The 19260-nt window shown below is 41.6% G+C and carries 15 protein-coding genes and 2 rRNA genes; 6 read left to right on the top strand and 11 right to left on the bottom strand.

Annotated elements, in window-relative coordinates; all coding sequences use genetic code 11:
- Positions 1-94: 94 nt before the first annotated feature.
- A complete protein-coding gene (locus ATS75_RS17715; RefSeq protein ID WP_058561752.1) occupies positions 95-823 on the top strand; it encodes a 3-deoxy-D-manno-octulosonic acid kinase in 729 nt (242 codons plus the stop codon).
- Here ATS75_RS17715 and hldE read toward each other — a convergent pair.
- The 3 genes from hldE to ATS75_RS17700 are packed head-to-tail and all read right to left on the bottom strand — an operon-like array spanning position 813 to position 4330.
- The gene (gene hldE, locus ATS75_RS17710; RefSeq protein WP_058561751.1) at positions 813-2252 is read right to left on the bottom strand and encodes a bifunctional D-glycero-beta-D-manno-heptose-7-phosphate kinase/D-glycero-beta-D-manno-heptose 1-phosphate adenylyltransferase HldE; all 1440 of its coding nucleotides are present in this window, start codon (positions 2250-2252) and stop codon (positions 813-815) included. The two genes, ATS75_RS17715 and hldE, sit on opposite strands and share 11 nt — an antisense overlap.
- On the bottom strand, positions 2252-2842 hold the full coding sequence (locus ATS75_RS17705) for an SIS domain-containing protein (protein ID WP_058561750.1): 591 nt from the start codon (positions 2840-2842) through the stop codon (positions 2252-2254). Before ATS75_RS17705 ends, hldE begins: the two co-directional genes overlap by 1 nt.
- Before the next feature lie 33 nt (positions 2843-2875).
- Positions 2876-4330, bottom strand: coding sequence for a capsule assembly Wzi family protein (locus ATS75_RS17700; protein WP_082665518.1), 1455 nt, complete (start codon positions 4328-4330; stop codon positions 2876-2878).
- A gap of 153 nt (positions 4331-4483) precedes the next feature.
- Here ATS75_RS17700 and waaA point away from each other — a divergent pair, with 153 nt between their 5' ends.
- Both waaA and ATS75_RS17690 read left to right on the top strand, forming a co-directional pair.
- Positions 4484-5746: a lipid IV(A) 3-deoxy-D-manno-octulosonic acid transferase gene (gene waaA / locus ATS75_RS17695; protein ID WP_058561749.1), complete on the top strand. Its 1263-nt coding sequence runs from the start codon at positions 4484-4486 to the stop codon at positions 5744-5746.
- The gene (locus tag ATS75_RS17690; RefSeq protein WP_058561748.1) at positions 5743-6303 is read left to right on the top strand and encodes a DUF1415 domain-containing protein; all 561 of its coding nucleotides are present in this window, start codon (positions 5743-5745) and stop codon (positions 6301-6303) included. Before waaA ends, ATS75_RS17690 begins: the two co-directional genes overlap by 4 nt.
- A gap of 36 nt (positions 6304-6339) precedes the next feature.
- Here ATS75_RS17690 and ATS75_RS17685 read toward each other — a convergent pair whose 3' ends face one another.
- The 4 genes from ATS75_RS17685 to purL all read right to left on the bottom strand — a co-directional run bounded on the left by ATS75_RS17685 (position 6340) and on the right by purL (position 13289).
- Positions 6340-6675 carry a YdbL family protein gene (locus ATS75_RS17685; RefSeq protein WP_058561747.1) on the bottom strand — a complete coding sequence of 112 codons (336 nt, stop codon included), beginning with the start codon at positions 6673-6675 and terminating at the stop codon, positions 6340-6342.
- Positions 6676-6684: 9 nt separating this feature from the next.
- The gene (locus ATS75_RS17680) at positions 6685-6867 is read right to left on the bottom strand and encodes a YnbE family lipoprotein (protein WP_058561746.1); all 183 of its coding nucleotides are present in this window, start codon (positions 6865-6867) and stop codon (positions 6685-6687) included.
- Positions 6860-9301, bottom strand: a complete 2442-nt coding sequence (locus ATS75_RS17675; protein WP_058561745.1) for a YdbH domain-containing protein — start codon at positions 9299-9301, stop codon at positions 6860-6862. Before ATS75_RS17675 ends, ATS75_RS17680 begins: the two co-directional genes overlap by 8 nt.
- A gap of 103 nt (positions 9302-9404) precedes the next feature.
- Positions 9405-13289, bottom strand: coding sequence for a phosphoribosylformylglycinamidine synthase (purL, locus tag ATS75_RS17670; protein WP_058561744.1), 3885 nt, complete (start codon positions 13287-13289; stop codon positions 9405-9407).
- Positions 13290-13507: 218 nt separating this feature from the next.
- Between purL and mltF the strand changes: the two genes are divergently transcribed.
- Both mltF and ATS75_RS20525 read left to right on the top strand, forming a co-directional pair.
- Positions 13508-14944 carry a membrane-bound lytic murein transglycosylase MltF gene (gene mltF / locus ATS75_RS17665; protein ID WP_058561743.1) on the top strand — a complete coding sequence of 479 codons (1437 nt, stop codon included), beginning with the start codon at positions 13508-13510 and terminating at the stop codon, positions 14942-14944.
- 104 nt (positions 14945-15048) lie between these two features.
- On the top strand, positions 15049-15219 hold the full coding sequence (locus tag ATS75_RS20525) for a hypothetical protein (protein WP_201020978.1): 171 nt from the start codon (positions 15049-15051) through the stop codon (positions 15217-15219).
- Here the strand turns inward: ATS75_RS20525 and tadA are convergent.
- Positions 15209-15718 (bottom strand): tRNA adenosine(34) deaminase TadA, encoded by a 510-nt coding sequence (tadA, locus tag ATS75_RS17660; protein WP_058561826.1) that lies wholly within the window; start codon positions 15716-15718, stop codon positions 15209-15211. The genes ATS75_RS20525 and tadA overlap by 11 nt on opposite strands.
- Before the next feature lie 180 nt (positions 15719-15898).
- Here tadA and ATS75_RS17655 point away from each other — a divergent pair, with 180 nt between their 5' ends.
- Positions 15899-17203, top strand: a complete 1305-nt coding sequence (locus ATS75_RS17655; RefSeq protein ID WP_058561742.1) for an inosine/guanosine kinase — start codon at positions 15899-15901, stop codon at positions 17201-17203.
- Between the two features lie 15 nt (positions 17204-17218).
- Here ATS75_RS17655 and glsB read toward each other — a convergent pair whose 3' ends face one another.
- The 3 genes from glsB to ATS75_RS17640 all read right to left on the bottom strand — a co-directional run.
- Positions 17219-18142 carry a glutaminase B gene (gene glsB / locus ATS75_RS17650; protein WP_152996244.1) on the bottom strand — a complete coding sequence of 308 codons (924 nt, stop codon included), beginning with the start codon at positions 18140-18142 and terminating at the stop codon, positions 17219-17221.
- A gap of 561 nt (positions 18143-18703) precedes the next feature.
- Positions 18704-18818, bottom strand: a 5S ribosomal RNA gene (gene rrf / locus ATS75_RS17645).
- Between the two features lie 133 nt (positions 18819-18951).
- Positions 18952-19260 (bottom strand): 23S ribosomal RNA (locus tag ATS75_RS17640); the annotation flags it as partial.

Below are 19260 nucleotides of genomic sequence, written 5' to 3'. Positions count from 1 at the left end.
TGATCTTAAATTAACCACTCACTATTGCAAGTACTTATACTGGGCTTTAAAACACGTTAAGATATATCTATGCCTGTTATTAAGTAAATCTGCCATGTTTAACCAACAAACAATCAATCAACACACTCTTTTGAGTCACCCAGAGTACAGTACTCAAATTAGCTTAAACTGGTTTGATGCTGAGTATTGGCAACAACAAGGAAAAATTGTTGGCAGTAAAAAAGGACGCGCGACCGCATGGTTTTTTTGCCATAACAATTTAACCGCTGTGCTCAGACACTATTGGCGCGGCGGTTTAGTGGGGAAAGTTTTAAGCGATCAATACGTGTACCCTGGCCTTGAAAAGACTCGCGTTTATCAAGAGTTTGTTTTGATGATGACACTTTGTGAAATGGGTTTAAACGTGCCCAAACCAATTGCCGCAAAAATAACTAAGCAAGGGTTAATTTACCGTGGAGATATCATCACCCAAGCCATTGACGGAGCGCAAAGCTTACTTGATGTATTAAAAGAGCGCGCTTTAACGAGTAGTGAATTAACAAAAATTGGCAATGCAATTGCGTTATTTCATAACCGTGGCGTTTATCATGCTGATTTGAATATTAATAATATTTTATTTAATGATAGTGGAAGTGTTTATATTATCGACTTTGACAGAGGGGAGATAAAAGCAGTTCATGCCCAGTGGCAACACGCTAATATGACACGTTTACTTCGCTCATTCTATAAAGAGCAGGGTCGCAACAATGTTATGCACTGGCAACAGAGTGACTGGCAGCAGTTAAACTCTGCATACCAGTCAGCGCTAAAGTCTACGCTTTAATTTTACTGATCACTTTTGAGGTTGAACAGCCATCCAGAAACGCTAATACCTCAACTTTACCACCGTGGCGAAGTACATGCTCAGCCCCCGCGATTTGCTCAACAGTATAGTCACCGCCTTTAACTAAAATATCAGGACTAATTTTCTCGATTAATTTAGCTGGCGTGTCATTTTCTGCAACACTGCCAAATGGAATGACCCAGTCAACGGAAGCTAATGCGCTTAACACCATGGCACGTTCATCTAAAGGGTTGATCGGTCTTTCGGGGCCTTTTAAGCGAGCAATTGATTCATCATTATTTAAACCAACCACTAAACGATCACCCCGTGCTTTTGCTTGTGCTAAATAACGAACGTGGCCCGCATGTAAAATGTCAAAACACCCATTAGTAAAGACAATTGTCTCACCATTTTGTTTTGCAAATTCAATATGCTGCAGTACATCATCAAACGGTGTTTGGTAATGCTCACCATTTTTTTGCAAGTACTGCCCAAGCTTACGACTTAATTCTTCTGGCGATACAGTAGCAGCACCGAGTTTACTCACCACAATACCCGCTGCAAGATTGGCTATTTCAACGGCATCTTTTGGTTGCATACCAGCACCAAGCATCACCGCTAGCGTTGCGATAACAGTATCACCGGCACCGGTTACATCACTGACCTCAAGCTGTTGTGCTGAAAAATCGTATTTTTCATCAGCACTGATCAATGACATGCCTTGCTCAGAGCGTGTAAGTAACATAGCTGCGACGCCTGCATTTTTGATTAACTCTCTGGCGCTATCCGTCAAGTTTTGCTCGGAGTCAGTTAAGCCACCCGCTAGTGTGAACTCATTAAGGTTAGGTGTTATATAATCAGCACCACGATATTGATTTAAGTCAGATGATTTAGGGTCGATTAATACTGTTTTACCCGCCGCTTTTGCCACCTGGATCATTGCTTGGATTAAACTCAGCGACCCTTTGTCATAATCAGAGAACAATACAAAATCATACTGCTCTAATACAAGCTCAAGGCGGTTAAGTAATAACTGACTGTGTTGCGTGCTAAACCTTTCTTCTAAATCCAAACGGACTACCTGTTGATGGCGGCTAATAACACGCATTTTTGAGATGGTTGGCAAATCACACACACTAACAAGCTGAGAGTCAATACATTCTTCGTTTAGAATATTTTCAAGAATTTGCCCGCTTTCATCCTCACCAATCAATCCAAGTAGGCCGACTTTGCCATCTAATCGTGCAATGTTTTTTGCGACATTGGCAGCCCCACCCGCTTTATCTTCGAATTTACTAACTTTAACAATAGGAACCGGTGCTTCAGGAGAAATGCGTCCAGAATCGCCATGCCAATAGCGGTCTAGCATCACATCACCGACCACTAAAATTTTGGCATTTGAAAGGTTCTTTAGAAGTGCTAAATCCATTACTTTTGCCCCGCAACAACCATATCAATCGCTTCACATAGCCAATGACCAATAAACATATGCGCTTCTTGGATACGTGCTGTTTCATCATCTTTTATAATGATAGGTAGTTTGGCAATATCTTTTACCTTGCCACCATCTCGGCCAGTGAGCGCCACAGTATAAGCACCAATTTCATTGGCTGCAGCCAATGCAAGGTTGATATTTGCACTGGTGCCAGAGGTCGTTAAACCAATGACAAGATCTTCAGGTTTGCACAAAGCTTGCACTTGACGTTCAAATACCGTGTCAAAGTGATAATCGTTACTGTGTGCTGTCAAAATAGATGTGTCTGTCGTTAACGCAATGGAAGCCAATGGTCCACGCTCTAATTTATAGCGTACAACAAATTCGGCAGCTAAATGTTGCGCATCTGCTGCACTGCCACCATTACCAAACCAAACAACTTTGCCACCCGCTTGTAACGCGCTATGACACACTTCAAGTAACTGCATCACTTGAGGATGATACGTTTCCATTGTCTCAAACAAGGCTTGATGACGTGTTAGGCTTTCGAGGTAGCTCGCTGCTACTGAGTCAGTTTTAGACATAATCATTTCTCTTAAATTTGTTTAGGCTTTTAATTACCAAAAAAGTGCCACTGATAACCAAGTATAATCATCACCAAAGACATCTTCGCCGTACGTCAATGTGGTTTCAATATTGTACTCTTGCCATTGTCGGTTATTGCTTATTTGCAGCTCGATGGCTTGTTCATATTGGTCGCTTACGGCTCCCTGATTGTCTACATAACCACTTTCGTTATCTATGAGGGTCAATTTTGTTCGCCAGAATGATGCTGAACTTTGCGCATAACTAACCTCTAAACTATGGATATCCGAAGGCACACCATCATTAAAGTTACGCTGATCCGCTGCGTAATGCCCAATTACGAAACCCTCTCTCGTATTGCCAACTTTAGGGTATATATAATTTTTGTACCACAAGCTATGCATGCTGGTATATTCGTAACGAACAGCGAGATCATCGGTCACAATGGGTAAAAAGAGCCCTAAGTTATAGACAATGTTACCAAGCTCGTAATTTTTATGCTCTTTGGTATCTTCACCACCATACTCGAAGTATAACTCAGCAGGCATACCCCAATTAAAATTAATAACACTGGTAACTGATGCAAACTGATCACCTAACTCGTTATCAGGTCCACCAGCCAGCTTACTGTTATCTTGCCCTGCAGGGTCAAAAAACGCTTTAAATACATCCCCGACATTAACTTCACGTGGACCACCGCCGAACTGCATCATCCTATTTACGCCAATTTTCCATCCATCAACAGGTTCGATACTAATATGTGTACCAGCGAGTTTTGGCGTTCCATCATGAAGTTCATCTTGATATAAAATGCCTTTTTCTACATGTTCAAGCTCTGAATAGTAAAGCTCAAAATCAAAGTTCCACCAGTTATGTGCTGGTGCTACCATACCCAACGAAATTGATGGCGACGTTCGAGCATTAGTTGAAATAATCTGTGCTGATTGCTTAAACGGCGAAAACCAGTGTTCCTTGTAACCAATATTGAGCTGCAAGTCGTCGCCCGCAAAGCTAATAAAACTATTATAGTTAGTAAATTTATTTTGTTTAGCACGATAATCTGCGCCAATTTGCATCAGCATGTAATCATTCGGGCGCCAAATTCCCTCAAAAAAAGCCTGCCCCCACTCATCAGAACTCACACCTCGTTGATTGGCAAGTTTTACACTTTTATCACCATCCACTCTAAGCTTAACACCAACACGAGTGATATTATCAGTGCCTTGGTAAGGCTTTATTTTAGCTCGAATTGCACTAACTAGAGTCGGCTCAGTAGCCTGTAATTTTCTAAGGGCAGCTTCCACCTCAGTAAGGCGATACGGCTTAGCCATCGGCGTGCCCGATGTAAGTGCAAATAATGTGTCTAGCTGGTGATCAAGCTGAGCATCCATGCCTATTGGTAAATATGCTGTGGGACTAGCAAGCACTGGAAATGTGCCTCCTAAAAAGCAGGCGACTACCGCAGCTTTAATAAATTTGAATTCCATAACATCACATGTTTTCTAATAAGTAGCGAAATATTACCAAATTAGGGCAAACTAAACACTCAAAACTCTCTCAAATAACGCTTTTTAACAATTTCATATTTAGCTTCTTAAGTATCCACGTTATTATTACACTTTATTATTCGAGGCTTAAAAATGGCACGCTTTTTCTATTCGCTTATCCTGTATTTGTTAAGCCCGTTAATTGTTTTTTACCTTTATGTATTAAGGGGTAAAAAGAACCCTGCGTATCGTCATCATTTTGCTGAACGCTTTGGATTTGTAAAAGCGAACAAGACCTCTTCTTTACTCATACATTGTGCCTCAGTGGGTGAGGTGCTTGCTGCAACCCCTTTAATAAAGCAACTGCAATTACAGCACCCTAAGTTAGCAATCATCATCACCTGCAATACTCCTACCGGTCGTGAGCAAATAAAAAGTAACTTTAAAGACTCAGTACAGGTACTTTACTTGCCCCTTGATTTACCATCTGCAACAGCTCGTTTTTTAAAAAATATACAGCCAAAAGCACTGTGTATATTAGAAACCGAACTTTGGCCAAATTTAATGGCGCAGTGCTGCAATAAACACATTCCGGTGCTGGTATTAAACGCGCGTTTATCGGCAAAATCACAGCAAGGCTATAATAAAGTTAAGCCACTAACCCATGTAATAATGAACTCAATAACACGTCTGGCAAGTCATAACCAACAAGATGCACAACGCTTTATTGAATTGGGTTTAGCACCTGATAAAGTAGCTGTAACTGGCTCAATTAAATTTGATATTCAACCGAACGTTGAGCAGCTTGAAACAGTGTCTGAATTAAAGTTACTTTATAATCAGCAACGCTTTATTTGGGTTGCAGGCTCGACCCACCCGATTGAACATGAGCTTATTTTACAAGTTCACTCACATTTACTGACGCAGTACCCTGATGCACTGCTTGTTATCGCCCCACGCCACCCAGAACAATTTAATAAAGTTGCCGATCTACTAAAAAATTCAGACCTTACATTTAGTCGCAGAAGCGAAAGTAATTATGCTAATGAGCACGTATTATTGGCGGATACACTAGGTGAATTACAGTGCCTTTATGGCATGGCTAATGTGAGCTATATCGGGGGGAGTTTAATTGAGCGTGGCGGTCATAACCCTCTTGAAGCAGCCGCATTTTCTGTAGGGGCACTAACCGGCCCGCACACCTATAACTTTAACCATGTTTACCCGGAGCTAATAGCGCTCGGCGGCTGTAAACAAGTTAAAAGTAGCGACGAACTTCACAAGCTGCTTTGCTTTTATGCAAACGAACCAGAATCGTGTAAAGCACTCGGTATACAGGCAAATAAATGCCTAGTGATTAACCAAGGCGCTATTGCAAAAACACTCACCACAATTAATCAGTATATTAAACCATGAACAATCAAACCATCACGTTAGCAGAAGTACAAACTCGCCAGTGGGTCTCGAATGTTATTGTAAAATATAATTTTTGTCCGTTCGCAAGACAAGAAGTCGAGAATAACTGTATTCATTATTATACCAGCCAGAGTGTCAGCATCGATGATGCGGTGATGGAAATGCTTGAGCAGTGTAATCAACTTAATTCCTTAGCTGAGCGAGAAACAACACTTATCATGTTTGAGCAAGGCTTTGTTGATTTTGAGGCATTTTTAGATTTAGTTGATTTAGCTAATGCACTGCTCGTTGCACAAGGATTTGAAGGAAAGTACCAAATAGCGAACTTTCATCCTGATTATGTATTTGCTGATAGCGATGAAAACGATGCTGCTAATTATACTAATCGGGCCCCATTCCCGACTTTACACCTAATACGTGAAGCAAGCATGAGCGCTGCGTTAGATAAATACAATGAGCCAGAATCAATCCCTGAGCACAATATTAAGCTGGCACGCCGTAAAGGTATCGATTTTTGGCAAGCTTTATTAGAGAACTGTAAAAAACCGAGCATGTAGGCTCGGTTTTTAATGTCCTTAAGTAATGCGCTGAGTTTATTTTTTAACCCACTCTCCATTTACTTCAACGAAGTTACCTGCTCGAGTTTTTTCAATCGTTTTCGCTGCAGCCAATGCTTCTACTTGAGCCAGTGACAAGTTATTCTTTTTCGCAAGTTTTAAATACTGTGCTTTACGCTTTGCGTTAATTTCATCAACAACCGCTTTCGCCTCTGCATTTTGTACAACCAATCCCAAATAACCAGAGCTATCTTCACCAACAAGCCCTTGGTTTTTAGCGTTGTCTAACGTGATTGCCCAGACAGAAAATGACATGAAAACGGCACTTAAAAGTGATATCATATTTAACTTTTTATTTTTTAATAAACTCATCATTGCTCCTTAGAATAACTCACTATCGTCGCCAAAGAGATCATCTAGCTCTTTATCAACTTTTACACGAATTTCATGATCAACCTTCACATTTAAATTAATAGTGATAGGCTCTTTCGCCGCGACTTCAACGCGGTGCGTACATGCACTAAGCAACCCCAGTGCTGTAAGTATTAACAGCCATTTAGTCATTTTTAGTTCCTTTTGTTGAATACTCTTGTTCAACTTTTTGAGTAATTTCATCACTTAAGCGCAATGCCCTCAAGAGCGTAAATACATTTTCTTCGTGGTTGTAATTAAAGTTAACTTGCTGTGCTTGTTCTTCATTGTACCCCTTTAAATTTACACCTAAATAAAGCCAACCATTCGGCTTTAAATCGACACTACTATTTAAGCTCTGAATATCTAAGTCTTCCAATAAGCTTAAAATTGGATCCAGTTCTTGCTGCTGAGCTTTGACCGCATTAAAAGCAGCATTATCAGCAATAATTAACTTACCAGTCCCATCGCTTGATAACTCACCGGACTTTACCGAAATACCTTGTTGATCAAGGTAAACAGGCAAACGTCCATTCACCCTCCCCGTTAAAGTGATACCTGATTTATCATCTAGCGTTATAAGCTTACTAGCATCAATATTTTTAAATGTGACCAGACACTGCTGAGCCTCTTTAGTCACTTTATAGCTATCCAAAGCGAAGCGACCACCAAGCACACCACCTGCTAATTGATAAACGCGTGCAACAGAGTTATCAACGCTTAAGTTACCTGTGATATCACTAACAACAGCACCCGCACGTAACTCATTTAATTCAAATGTAGTGGGAGCCACATTAAGCTGACCTGAATAATAAGCGCCCGTTAGTTGACTACTAAAGTGCTTTGCTAAAAAATCATTGAATAATCCACTTACCCGATCTACGTTGAATGTGAAGTCTGCCTGCTGTAAATTTACATCTCCGCGAACAACGCCATTAAAGCTGCCATCTGTTAGTGTTGCTAATGGCGAAAACTGCTGTAAAACAGAGTTAAGTTTAGTCACAGCTTGCTCTGCTATCGTTATCTCAAATGGGTGTTCAACAGCAGAAATATGGTGACTAGCCACTAACTCAATACCATCAATAAAGATATGATGCGAGGCTTGCAACGCCCTACTTTGCATACCCTTAGAGCTTATACGAATGTTATTTAAATCTAAAAAATCACTGTTAAATTGAGCAAGTTTAGTTTCACTGTTTAAATCCACAAATAATTCGCCAACAGCTAACCTAGATGATGTCGATAATTGATTTTTCACACCAAGCACTTGGTATTGCTCATAAGTCACTGAGCGTAATTGGCTATTTAAGCTTGCGTTTATATTTTGTTTATCATCAATTTCAGCCTCAAACTGCGCCTTGTAACCCTTTGCAGTTAATTTATCAACATTAAGCTCAGCAAAAGTAATCTCGCTGGTTATTTTAGCATCTTGTTGAAGTTGTAAAACATTCGCTATTTTAAATTGACCTGTGCTTGTTAACTTTTTAGCTGATGCGGGTAAAAAACCCGGGAGTTCATTGGCGCCTAATTGGTAATCGCCGTTCATAGCCAAGTTATTCAAAGCTGCATTTACTGCTATATGTTCAATACCTTCACTATTAAACAATAACTTGATATCGCCTTTGGCTTGCTCAAGTGGCTGCTGGACATTGATCGCTAGGTTTCTCAGGCTGAGCTTCGCTTCGCTGTTTTTAGCGTTAAATACTATTGATGGTATACCAAGTTGATCATTTTCAAATGCCACCGTGTCTTTCATCATGAGCTGCCACTTTAAAGGCAGTTGCTTTGCTATAAAGTCACGCTGTGGTTGATTATTTATAATCGCTAAACAGCCACTATCAAACGTTACCCAGCTCGTTAATTGCTGCGCATTTAACGATGCTTTTTTATCGTTAAAATGATAGTAAACATTCACATCACCTAAAACATCAACCGTCAAAGGGCATTGACTAAACGCTTGAGTAAACTCAGCATCTATATTTGATTTTATATCAACTAATGCTCCGTCAAAGGTGAACTCATGCTCACTGCTTAATGTAAGCGCGGGTATCGGCTTTATCTTTGCAAGTAATCTATCTGCTAGATTAAAACGGCCAACAACTTTATGATTGCTAACTGCAATCTCGGCGGTGACATCACCTGAAATGACAAATGTATTCAGCGTTTCTTCACGAACGCTAACCGATAGTGCATCATGAAGTTGTGGGTGGGTAATTAACAGTCTTTTGATATCAATTGTCGGCCGCCCACTGGGTAAATTAAGAGCCAGCTTTTTGAAGGCGCGATTACCTGATGTGTCATTCTCACTATCATTTAATTGAAGACTTGCACGGCCTACAATTATGTTTTTTGTGTTCGCCACAATACTGCCAAGCTCAATTTGATGGCCTTGATAAGTCAGGCATACTCGCGATATGTTTAAGCTAACATTAGAGTTTAGTGACCAATCTAAACAATTTAATTCAATACCTGATTGACTCAATGTCGGCGCTACAACCCACTGAGTAATAGGCATACGAAATGCATAACCAAGTGTTAAAACACTCAGCAATAAAAACACAATTCCCCATATGATGCGTGTGATCATACTATCCTTAATTTGAACCTTGACCAGTGAAGACAAAAAAGGCTGCACAATGCAGCCTTTAATTTTACAACTAGATTCTGAATCTAGTGTGTATAAATGTAGCTTAACCTACATTTTTACGCGCATTTCTAAACATACGCATCCATGGGCTATCCTCTTTCCACTCATCTGGGTGCCAAGAGTTAGCAACTGCACGGAATACACGTTCAGGGTGTGGCATCATCACTGTTGCACGACCGTCCGCTGATGTAATACCGGTAATACCTTCAGGCGAACCATTCGGGTTATTAGGGTATTGCGTTGTTGGGTTACCGTGGTTATCAACAAACTTAACTGCGACAGTGCCTGAATCAAGTGCTGCTTTAACAGCTGCGTCGTTGGCAAACTCTGCATGACCTTCACCATGAGAAACCGCGATTGGCATACGAGAACCCGCCATGCCTTTGAAGAATACAGATGGACTCTCTTGTACTTCTACTAAGCTAAAGCGTGCTTCAAAGCGCTCTGATTTATTGGTCACAAAACGTGGCCAATGCTCGGTACCAGGGATCAACTCTTTTAATGTTGATAACATCTGACAACCGTTACAGACACCTAAACTAAAGGAATCTTGACGCTCAAAGAAACTTTGGAATTGGTCACGAGCCATATCATTAAATAAGATTGACTTAGCCCAACCTTCACCCGCACCTAATACGTCACCGTAAGAGAAACCACCACACGCCACTAAACCTTTAAATTCCTCAAGGCTTAAGCGTCCTTCAAGAATATCGCTCATGTGAACATCAACCGCAGCAAAACCTGCACGGTTAAACGCCGCAGCCATTTCTAGGTGCGAGTTAACACCTTGCTCACGCAAGATAGCCATTTTAGGCTTAGCGCCTGTAGCAATGTAAGGTGCAGCGACATCTTCATTTAAGTCAAAGTTGAGTTTAACGTTAAGACCGGGGTCTTTCGCATCAAACTTTGCATCAAACTCTTGCTTAGCACAGTCAGGATTATCACGACGTGCTTGCATTTGATACGTTGTTTCGGCCCAAATAGTACGAAGTTCAGTGCGTGTATTATTCAGTACAGCATTACCTGCACGGTTAAATACCACAGCATCATCGTTATTTAGTGTACCAATTTCATGGCTAATAGCAGCAATACCGTGCTCAGCAAATACCGCATTCACTGTTGCTAAGTCGCTATTAGCAACTTGGATAACAGCACCGAGCTCTTCGTTGTAAAGTGCTTCGATGTCTGAACCTGATAAACCATCAAGGTCAATAGTTACACCCGTGTGACCAGCAAACGCCATTTCAGCTACTGTAGTAAATAAACCACCGTCTGAACGGTCATGATAAGCAAGTAGCTTATTATCAGCGACAAGCGCCTGCATTGCATTATAGAAGCCTTTTAATAACTCAGGGCTATCAACATCTGGGGTTACATCACCAAGCTGCTTATAAACTTGCGCTAAGCTTGATGCACCCATACGGTTTTTGCCAGCACCTAAGTCAACTAAAATAAGTGATGTTTCACCTTTGTCTGTACGTAGCTGTGGAGTGACAGTTTTACGTACATCATCAACACGACCAAATGCAGTGATAATTAATGATAACGGCGCAGTAACTGATTTTTGCTCGCCATTTTCATCCCACTGAGTTTTCATCGACATTGAATCTTTACCCACTGGAATAGTTAAGCCCAGCGCTGGGCAAAGCTCTTCGCCTACTGCTTTAACTGCTTCATAAAGGCCCGCATCTTCACCAGGGTGACCCGCTGCGGCCATCCAGTTTGCCGATAACTTAATGTTTTCGAGACCACCAATATTGGCACACGCAATATTCGTTAATGACTCAGCCACAGCTAAGCGTGCTGATGCGCCATAGTTAAGAAGTGCTGCAGGTGTACGCTCACCAAGCGACATTGCTTCACCGTGGTAAGTATCATAAGTTGCTGCTGTAACGGCACAGTTAGCAACTGGCACCTGCCAAGGGCCAACCATTTGGTCGCGGGCAACAAGACCTGTTACCGAGCGGTCACCTATGGTGATTAAGAAGGTTTTTTCTGCAATGGTTGGCAAACGTAATAAACGAGTTGCCGCTTCAGCTACGTCAATATTACTAGTATCAAGCGCTTCGCTCACAGCTTTTTGTGTATTTGCTTCACGGTGCATTTTAGGCGCTTTACCTAGTAATACATCAAGTGGTAAATCAACTGGGCTGTTATCAAAATGACTATCAGCAACCGTTAAGTGACGCTCTTCTGTCGCTTCACCGATTACAGCGTACTGCGCACGTTCCCGCTTACAAATCGCTTCAAAACGGTCAAAATCTTCAACTGCTACAGCAAGTACATAACGCTCTTGTGATTCATTACACCAAATTTCGTGTGGTGCCATGCCTGGCTCATCATTTGGAATATCACGTAGTTGGAACTTACCACCACGTCCACCATCATTGACAAGCTCAGGGAATGCATTTGATAAACCGCCAGCACCCACATCGTGAATAAACGCAATTGGGTTAGCATCACCTAGTTGCCAGCACTTATCGATAACTTCTTGGCAACGACGTTCCATTTCAGGGTTTTCACGTTGTACTGAAGCAAAGTCTAAGTCTTCGTTAGATTGACCTGAGGCCATTGATGAAGCGGCGCCGCCACCTAAACCAATGTTCATTGCAGGGCCACCTAAAGCGATTAACTTAGCGCCAACTGGAATATCCCCTTTTTGCACATGGTCGGTACGAATATTACCTAAACCACCGGCAAGCATAATTGGCTTATGGTAACCACGTACTTCAAAACCATTGTGGCTGGTGACTTGTTCTTCATAAGTACGGAAATAACCAACTAAGTTTGGACGACCAAACTCATTATTAAATGCTGCACCACCTAACGGGCCTTCAGTCATAATATCAAGGGCATTAACAATGCGAGCTGGTTTACCAAAATCACTTTCCCAAGGTTGCTCATAACCTGGAATACGCAAGTTAGACACAGTAAAGCCGACTAAACCTGCTTTAGGCTTAGAGCCTCGTCCTGTGGCACCTTCATCACGAATTTCACCACCAGAACCGGTTGCTGCTCCAGAAAACGGCGCAATGGCTGTTGGGTGGTTATGCGTTTCAACCTTCATCAAGATTTCAATATTTTCTTGATGGTAAGCGTATTCGCCTTCAGCATTAGGGAAGAAACGGCCTGCTTTAGAGCCCGTCATTACTGCTGCGTTATCTTTATACGCAGACAATACATTCTCAGGGTTTTTCTCGTAGGTATTTTTGATCATTTTGAACAATGATTTAGGCTGTTCTATACCATCAATTGTCCAATCAGCATTAAATATTTTATGACGACAATGCTCTGAGTTTGCTTGTGCAAACATAAATAATTCGATGTCGTTCGGGTTACGCCCTAACTTTTGGAAGTTTTCTACCAAGTAGTCAATTTCGTCATCTGCTAATGCAAAACCTTGCTCCACGTTCGCATTTGCAAGTGCTTCACGACCACCGCCTAAAATGTCAACTGATGACATTTCACTTGGAGCATCAGTGCGAAATAACTGTGCAGCATCATCAAGCGAGCTGTGCGTCGCTTCTGTCATACGGTCGTGCAGCAGTGCTGCAACCTGACTAACTTGCTCAGCGTTCAAATCACCTTCAACGTAATAAGCAATACCACGCTCTACACGGTGAACTTGCGTTAAACCACAGTTGTGCGCAATATCCGTTGCTTTTGAAGCCCATGGCGAGATAGTGCCAGGGCGCGGCGTTACTAACACCAAAGTGCCTGCTGGTGCATGTTCTGCGATCGTTGGGCCGTAGGTAAGTAGCTTCTCAAGCTTAGTTTGCTCATCACTTGAAAGCGCTGCAGTTAAATCAGCAAAGTGAGCATACTCGGCGTACACGTTGGTGACTGGAAGTTGCGCCTGTTGGCAACGGGCTAAAATTTTCTGAACTCTAAAATCGGAAAGTGCTGGTGCACCACGAAGGATCAACATAGGTATTTTCATCCGGGGTTAGGGATTGAACGATATTTTAGGCGCATATTATATACTCAAGTCAGTCGGAAATACAGGATTTGGGCGGAATTAAAATTGTTTAAATGAAGCAGCTAATTGTAATCCCGCATAAATAAAATCTTCCCTGAAACTAATCGACAAGTGACGCGATGTTAAAGTTTTGGTATAAGAGTTATAGGGTACTAAAGGGGCATACTATGATTAGACAAAAGCTAATAACAATTATTACGTTAGTTATGCTTTTGTGCGCCTGTGACATGCAGCAACAGCAATCTCAGCTTAGCCAAATAAAAACGCAAAACAAAATACGAGTCGGTACTTTAGCCGGTGCAAGTAATTACTATCAGGCTGTCCAGGGAGAGCAAGGCTTTGAATATGAGCTAGCACAAGCGTTTGCCGAACATCTTGGTGTTGAGTTAGAAATGGTGCCATTTTTTAACCTGACTGATATGTTCTCCCGATTAGACAGCGGTGATTTAGATATTATTGCGTCCGGTTTAACTTACGATTCAATGCGCTCTCAATATTATCGGTTTGGCCCAACGTATCGAACCATTAGTCAAAAATTAGTGTATAAACAAGGCAGGGTGCGCCCTCGCGATTTTGATGATCTAACAGGGAACCTGACAGTACTGGCTAAAAGTAGTCACTCGCTCGCGCTTCAGCAGGTTAAGCAAACTTACCCCGACTTAAACTGGAATGAAACCGAAGACCTTGATGAGGAAGAGCTATTACAAGCAGTAATAGATGGTGAAATTGATTACACTTTAGCCGACTCACATACCTTATCGTTGTTTCGTCGATATCACCCAAATTTAAGTATTGGCTTTTCAGTAACCCGAAATGATCCGATTGCTTGGCTAATGCGAAAAGACAATGATGACTCACTTTATGCGTTAGTTGTGCCTTTTTTCGGTGAGGTAAAACAAAACAACCAACTGTATGTACTAGAAGAAAAGTATTTTGGCCATGTTCGTCAATTTAACTATGTAAATACACTCGCATACATAGAAGCAATTAAAAAGACTTTACCCAAATATCAACCATGGTTTGAGCAATACGCGGGAAGCTTAGATTGGCGCTTGTTGGCTGCACTAAGTTATCAAGAATCTATGTGGAACCCCAGAGCAAAATCCCCAACAGGTGTGCGTGGAATCATGATGCTCACTCGAGCAACCGCAAAGCAAGTGGGTGTTACAAACCGCCTAGAACCAGAACAAAATATCAAAGGGGGGGCTGAATACTTAGCTAAATTAGTAAAGCGCATTCCGGCGCGTATCCCTCAACCTGATAGAACATGGCTTGCATTGGCTGCATACAATATTGGTTGGGGACATGTTAATGACGCCCGTATTATTACCCAGCAGCAAGGGGCGAGCCCAGATAAGTGGGCTGATGTAAAAAAGCGTTTACCACTATTAATTAAAAAGCGTTACTACCGTAAGACAAAATACGGCTACTCTAGAGGAGATGTGGCTGTTAAATATGTCGACAACATTCGCCGCTACTATGATGCATTGGTGTGGCTTGATGAAAATAATGCGATGAAAAAAATTGAGCCTATAAGTGAACCAAATACCGTTCCCACAACTATAAATGATACAAATAAGTCAAACACCAACGATCCCACATAGTCAGTAAATAAGTCACAGTTAAAAATAACTATTTACTTGTAATCAAATGATCACTAATGTGAGTTAAATTAATCACTTCTCACTCTCACATATTAGGAGAAACCATGCTAAAACGTCGGCGTACCCACGCATTTAAACGCAACGTTATATTTTCAACAGCTACTCGTCGTAGAATCATGATACGCAATATACATAAAAAAATCATTTGGCGGCGTCGCATGTTTGCCATGCAAGTCATGTCTGAATTAAATGATGCATCTACAACTAAAGATTAGATTCGCTATCTCGCTGAGCTTTTTTTGCTGCTTTAATTTCTTGTCGGCGACGTTTGAAAAAGTCAGAAATTATTTGACCACACGATTCTGCTAATACACCCGCAGTCACATCAACTTGATGATTTAGTCTTGGTTCTTGTAACAGGTTCATAATTGAACCGGCTGATCCCGTTTTCATATCTGCGGCACCAAAAACTAAACGTTTAATACGGCTATGTACTAAGAGCCCTGCACACATAGAGCAAGGCTCTAAAGTGACATACAAGGTGCAATCGATTAGCCGATAATTTTGCAGTGTCTTTCCACCTTCACGTATAGCAATCATCTCCGCATGAGCTGATGGATCGTTATCTGTTATAGAGCGATTGTAGCCTGCTGCCACAAGTACATTATCTTTTACAAGTACAGCCCCAACTGGAATTTCATTTAGCTGTTCCGCTTTATAGGCGTACGCCAATGCCACTTCCATCCAATATTCATCACTGTGTAGTGGGTACATATTTTTCAAACTTTTACTAATTATTGTTTTATTATACTCACTTAGCATTTAAAAAAGCTAAATAAGCCGATTAATGACAAAAATAAAACAAATTAAAACCCCTTTGCCATGGCTCAAAGACTGCCAATTGCGCTATAATCTCCCGCTTTTTTTATTTAGCTCACAACACACGGGTAGCAAATGAAATTTCCTGGACGCCGCAGGCATAAACATTATTTTCCGGTGGAAGCCAAAGATCCACTAACGAATCAACTTAACGCCAGTGATAGATTACAGCGCAGCTATATCACAGGTATAGACCAAATTGTGGTTGATATCGAAGCCAAAGTTGATCAAGCTTTCCTCGATGAATTTCACCTGCGCCGAGGAATGTCGCAAGTTATTGATAGTGATATCACCAATGCGCTCTATGATCGCCTTAAGTTAAACGATATGGTCGATTACGAGTTTGCCGGTGGGACAATTGGCAATACAATGCATAACTACTCTGTACTTGCTGATGACCGCTCTGTACTATTAGGCGTAATGAGTGAAAACATAAAAATAGGCAGTTATGCATACCGTTTTTTATGTAATACCTCGAGCCGCGTTGATCTAGATTACTTGCAACCAGTTGATGGACCCATTGGCCGTTGCTTTACATTGATCGATGATACGGGTGAACGTACTTTTGCCATTAGTGCTGGGCTTATGAATCATTTGCGCCCTGAATCAATCGATAAATCCCTTATCGAGAACTCATCAGCACTTGTGATCAGTGCATATTTAATGCGCACTCAAGGCAGCGAAACAATGACAGAAGCGACAATGCAAGCTGTTAAGTACGCCAATGATGCGGGAATACCGGTTGTGCTGACACTCGGTACTAAATTTTTGATCGAACAAGATCCAATATGGTGGGCTAACTTTGTAAAGGAGCATGTTGATATCCTTGCAATGAACGAAGAAGAAGGCCTTGCTATTACTGGATTTGAAGATCCTCTTTTAGCCGCCGACAAAGCCCTTGATTGGGTTGATTTAGTCATTTGTACCGCAGGCGAAAGAGGTCTATTTATGGCTGGCCACGTCGATGAAAAATTCAAACGAGAAACAGAATATCCGCTTTTACCGGGTGCTATTGCTGACTTTAATCGTTATGAATTTTCACGTGCAATGCGCAAAGCTGATTGTGAAAACCCTGTTCGCGCTTACAGCCACACCGCACCGTTTATGGGTGGGCCAGACAGTATAAAGAATACCAATGGTGCTGGCGACTGCGCACTTGCTGCTGTACTTCATGACCTTTCAGCAAATGTTTATCATAAACTTAATGTAGGCAATTCTGCAAAACATGAACAACCTGCAATGACGTATTCTTCATTGGCGCAAATTAGTAAATACGCTAATCGCGCCAGTTATGAAGTACTTGTGCAACACTCACCTCGCCTATCTCGAGGGTTGCCAGAAAGAGAAGATTGCCTAGAGCAGGTGTATTGGGAACAATAATTCTGCCACGCAATTTTAAAAAATTGAAAAATCGAGTTTTTTGGATAGCAGCTCAAGTGCTGCTATCCCAGCAACCGAATTACCAAATGAATTTAAACCTGGTGAGCACACTGCAACTGTAAACTTATTCGGCAAAACGGCCAAAATAGTACCTGATACTCCGGATTTTCCTGGCATACCCACACGATAACCAAAATCACCAGCCGCATCATAAAGCCCACTTGTAAATAACAACGAATTAAGCTGTTTATTTTGTAAACTCGTTAAAACCTCTTTTCCTGAGGTGTGATCAATTCCTTTATTTGCCAAAAAGTTATAAGCTTTAGCAAGTTCAACACAGTTAAGTTCAATTGCACAAAAATTAAAATAAGCCCATAAAACATCATCAACTTCATTATCAAAGTTATTAAATGATTTCATCAAATGTGCCATAGCGGCATTTCGATGGCGGAATTCATATTCCGAACTTGCCACCCTTTTATCGATGACAATCGTTTTATTGCCTGCCAATTGCCGAAAGGTTTCTAACATTGAATGCATTGGTGCTGACAAGCGGCTATATAGCGCATCACAAGTTACAATAGCCCCCGCATTTATAAAGGGGTTACGAGGAATACCCTTTTCAAATTCAAGCTGCGTTAGCGAATTAAAGGCTGTGCCTGAAGGCTCTTTTCCAACCCTCTGCCACAGCTCATCACCATAGCGTTGTAACGCCAGTGTAAGTGTCATTACTTTAGAAACTGACTGTATAGTGAATCGCTTAGAACAATCACCTGCACAAAAAGTGCGGCCATCAACGGTATGAATTGCTATTGAGAACTGACTTGCATCCTCTTTGGCAAGAGCTGGAATATAATCAGCAACTTTACCCTGACCTAAAAGCGGCTGGATCTCTGCAGTGATTTCATCTAATACTTGTTGATAATCAGAAATAGCCAATGTTTACCCGCGTAAATGATTATAAAAAAAGAAAGTCTATCACGTAAACTCAACAGAGTTAATTTCTAGTCGCTTATAAATTAGCTCACGGTTACATCCTTCATAGTACATAAATTAACAATGCGGATATCGCTTAATTTTAAGTATAAAAAACCGATATTGTCGAATTGAAGATGGATAATAGAGTGCCTACAGCAGTAAAGAGTCACTAACAAATACAACACTATCATAGGTCGGGGCTCGCCTTCACGCTGTGTCGTTTCACTACTGAGTGCAACATAGGGTCGTGGCCTGATGTATTTACTTTATCCCAGACAACAAAAAACCCGCTACATTGCTGTAACGGGTTTCTCTTATTTGGAGCCATGGTGCGCTACGCAGTAGGATGACCTCGTGCCTACAGCAGTAAAGAGTCGCATAACAGATGCGACACCAACGTTGACCTTTACGCTGTGTCGTTTCACTCCTGAGTACAGCAAGAGGGCGTGGCCTGATGTATTTACTTTATCCCAGACAACAAAAAACCCGTCACATCGCTGTAACGGGTTTCTCTTATTTGGAGCCTGGCGATGACCTACTTTCACATAACAAATGCTACACTATCATCGGCGCTGTTTCGTTTCACTACTGAGTTCGGCATGGGGTCAGGTGGGTCCAAAACGCTATTGTCACCAAGCAAATTTGGTGTCAGTCCGTATCGCTACGCACTAACTAAAATTTGGAATATCTGATAATAAAGTTTTCTGTAATCTACTTTAGTCTATTAACTTCTGCGCTTAAACAGTCACATAAAACGCGTTTGGCGTTGTATGGTTAAGCCTCACGGGTAATTAGTACAAGTTAGCTTAACATGTCACCATGCTTCCACATCTTGCCTATCAACGTTGTAGTCTTCAACGGCCCTTCAGAGACTTTAAAAGTCTAGTGAGAACTCATCTCGAGGCCTGCTTCGCGCTTAGATGCTTTCAGCGCTTATCAGTTCCGAACGTAGCTACCGGGCAATGCCATTGGCATGACAACCCGAACACCAGCGGTTCGTTCACTCCGGTCCTCTCGTACTAGGAGCAACCCCTCTCAATTCTCAAACGCCCACGGCAGATAGGGACCGAACTGTCTCA

The sequence above is a fragment of the Pseudoalteromonas sp. H105 genome (assembly GCF_001469215.1).
In the GTDB taxonomy this organism is placed as follows: domain Bacteria; phylum Pseudomonadota; class Gammaproteobacteria; order Enterobacterales; family Alteromonadaceae; genus Pseudoalteromonas.
Note: the sequence above shows the minus strand (reverse complement) of the source record. Positions and strands in the feature narration are given on the sequence as shown.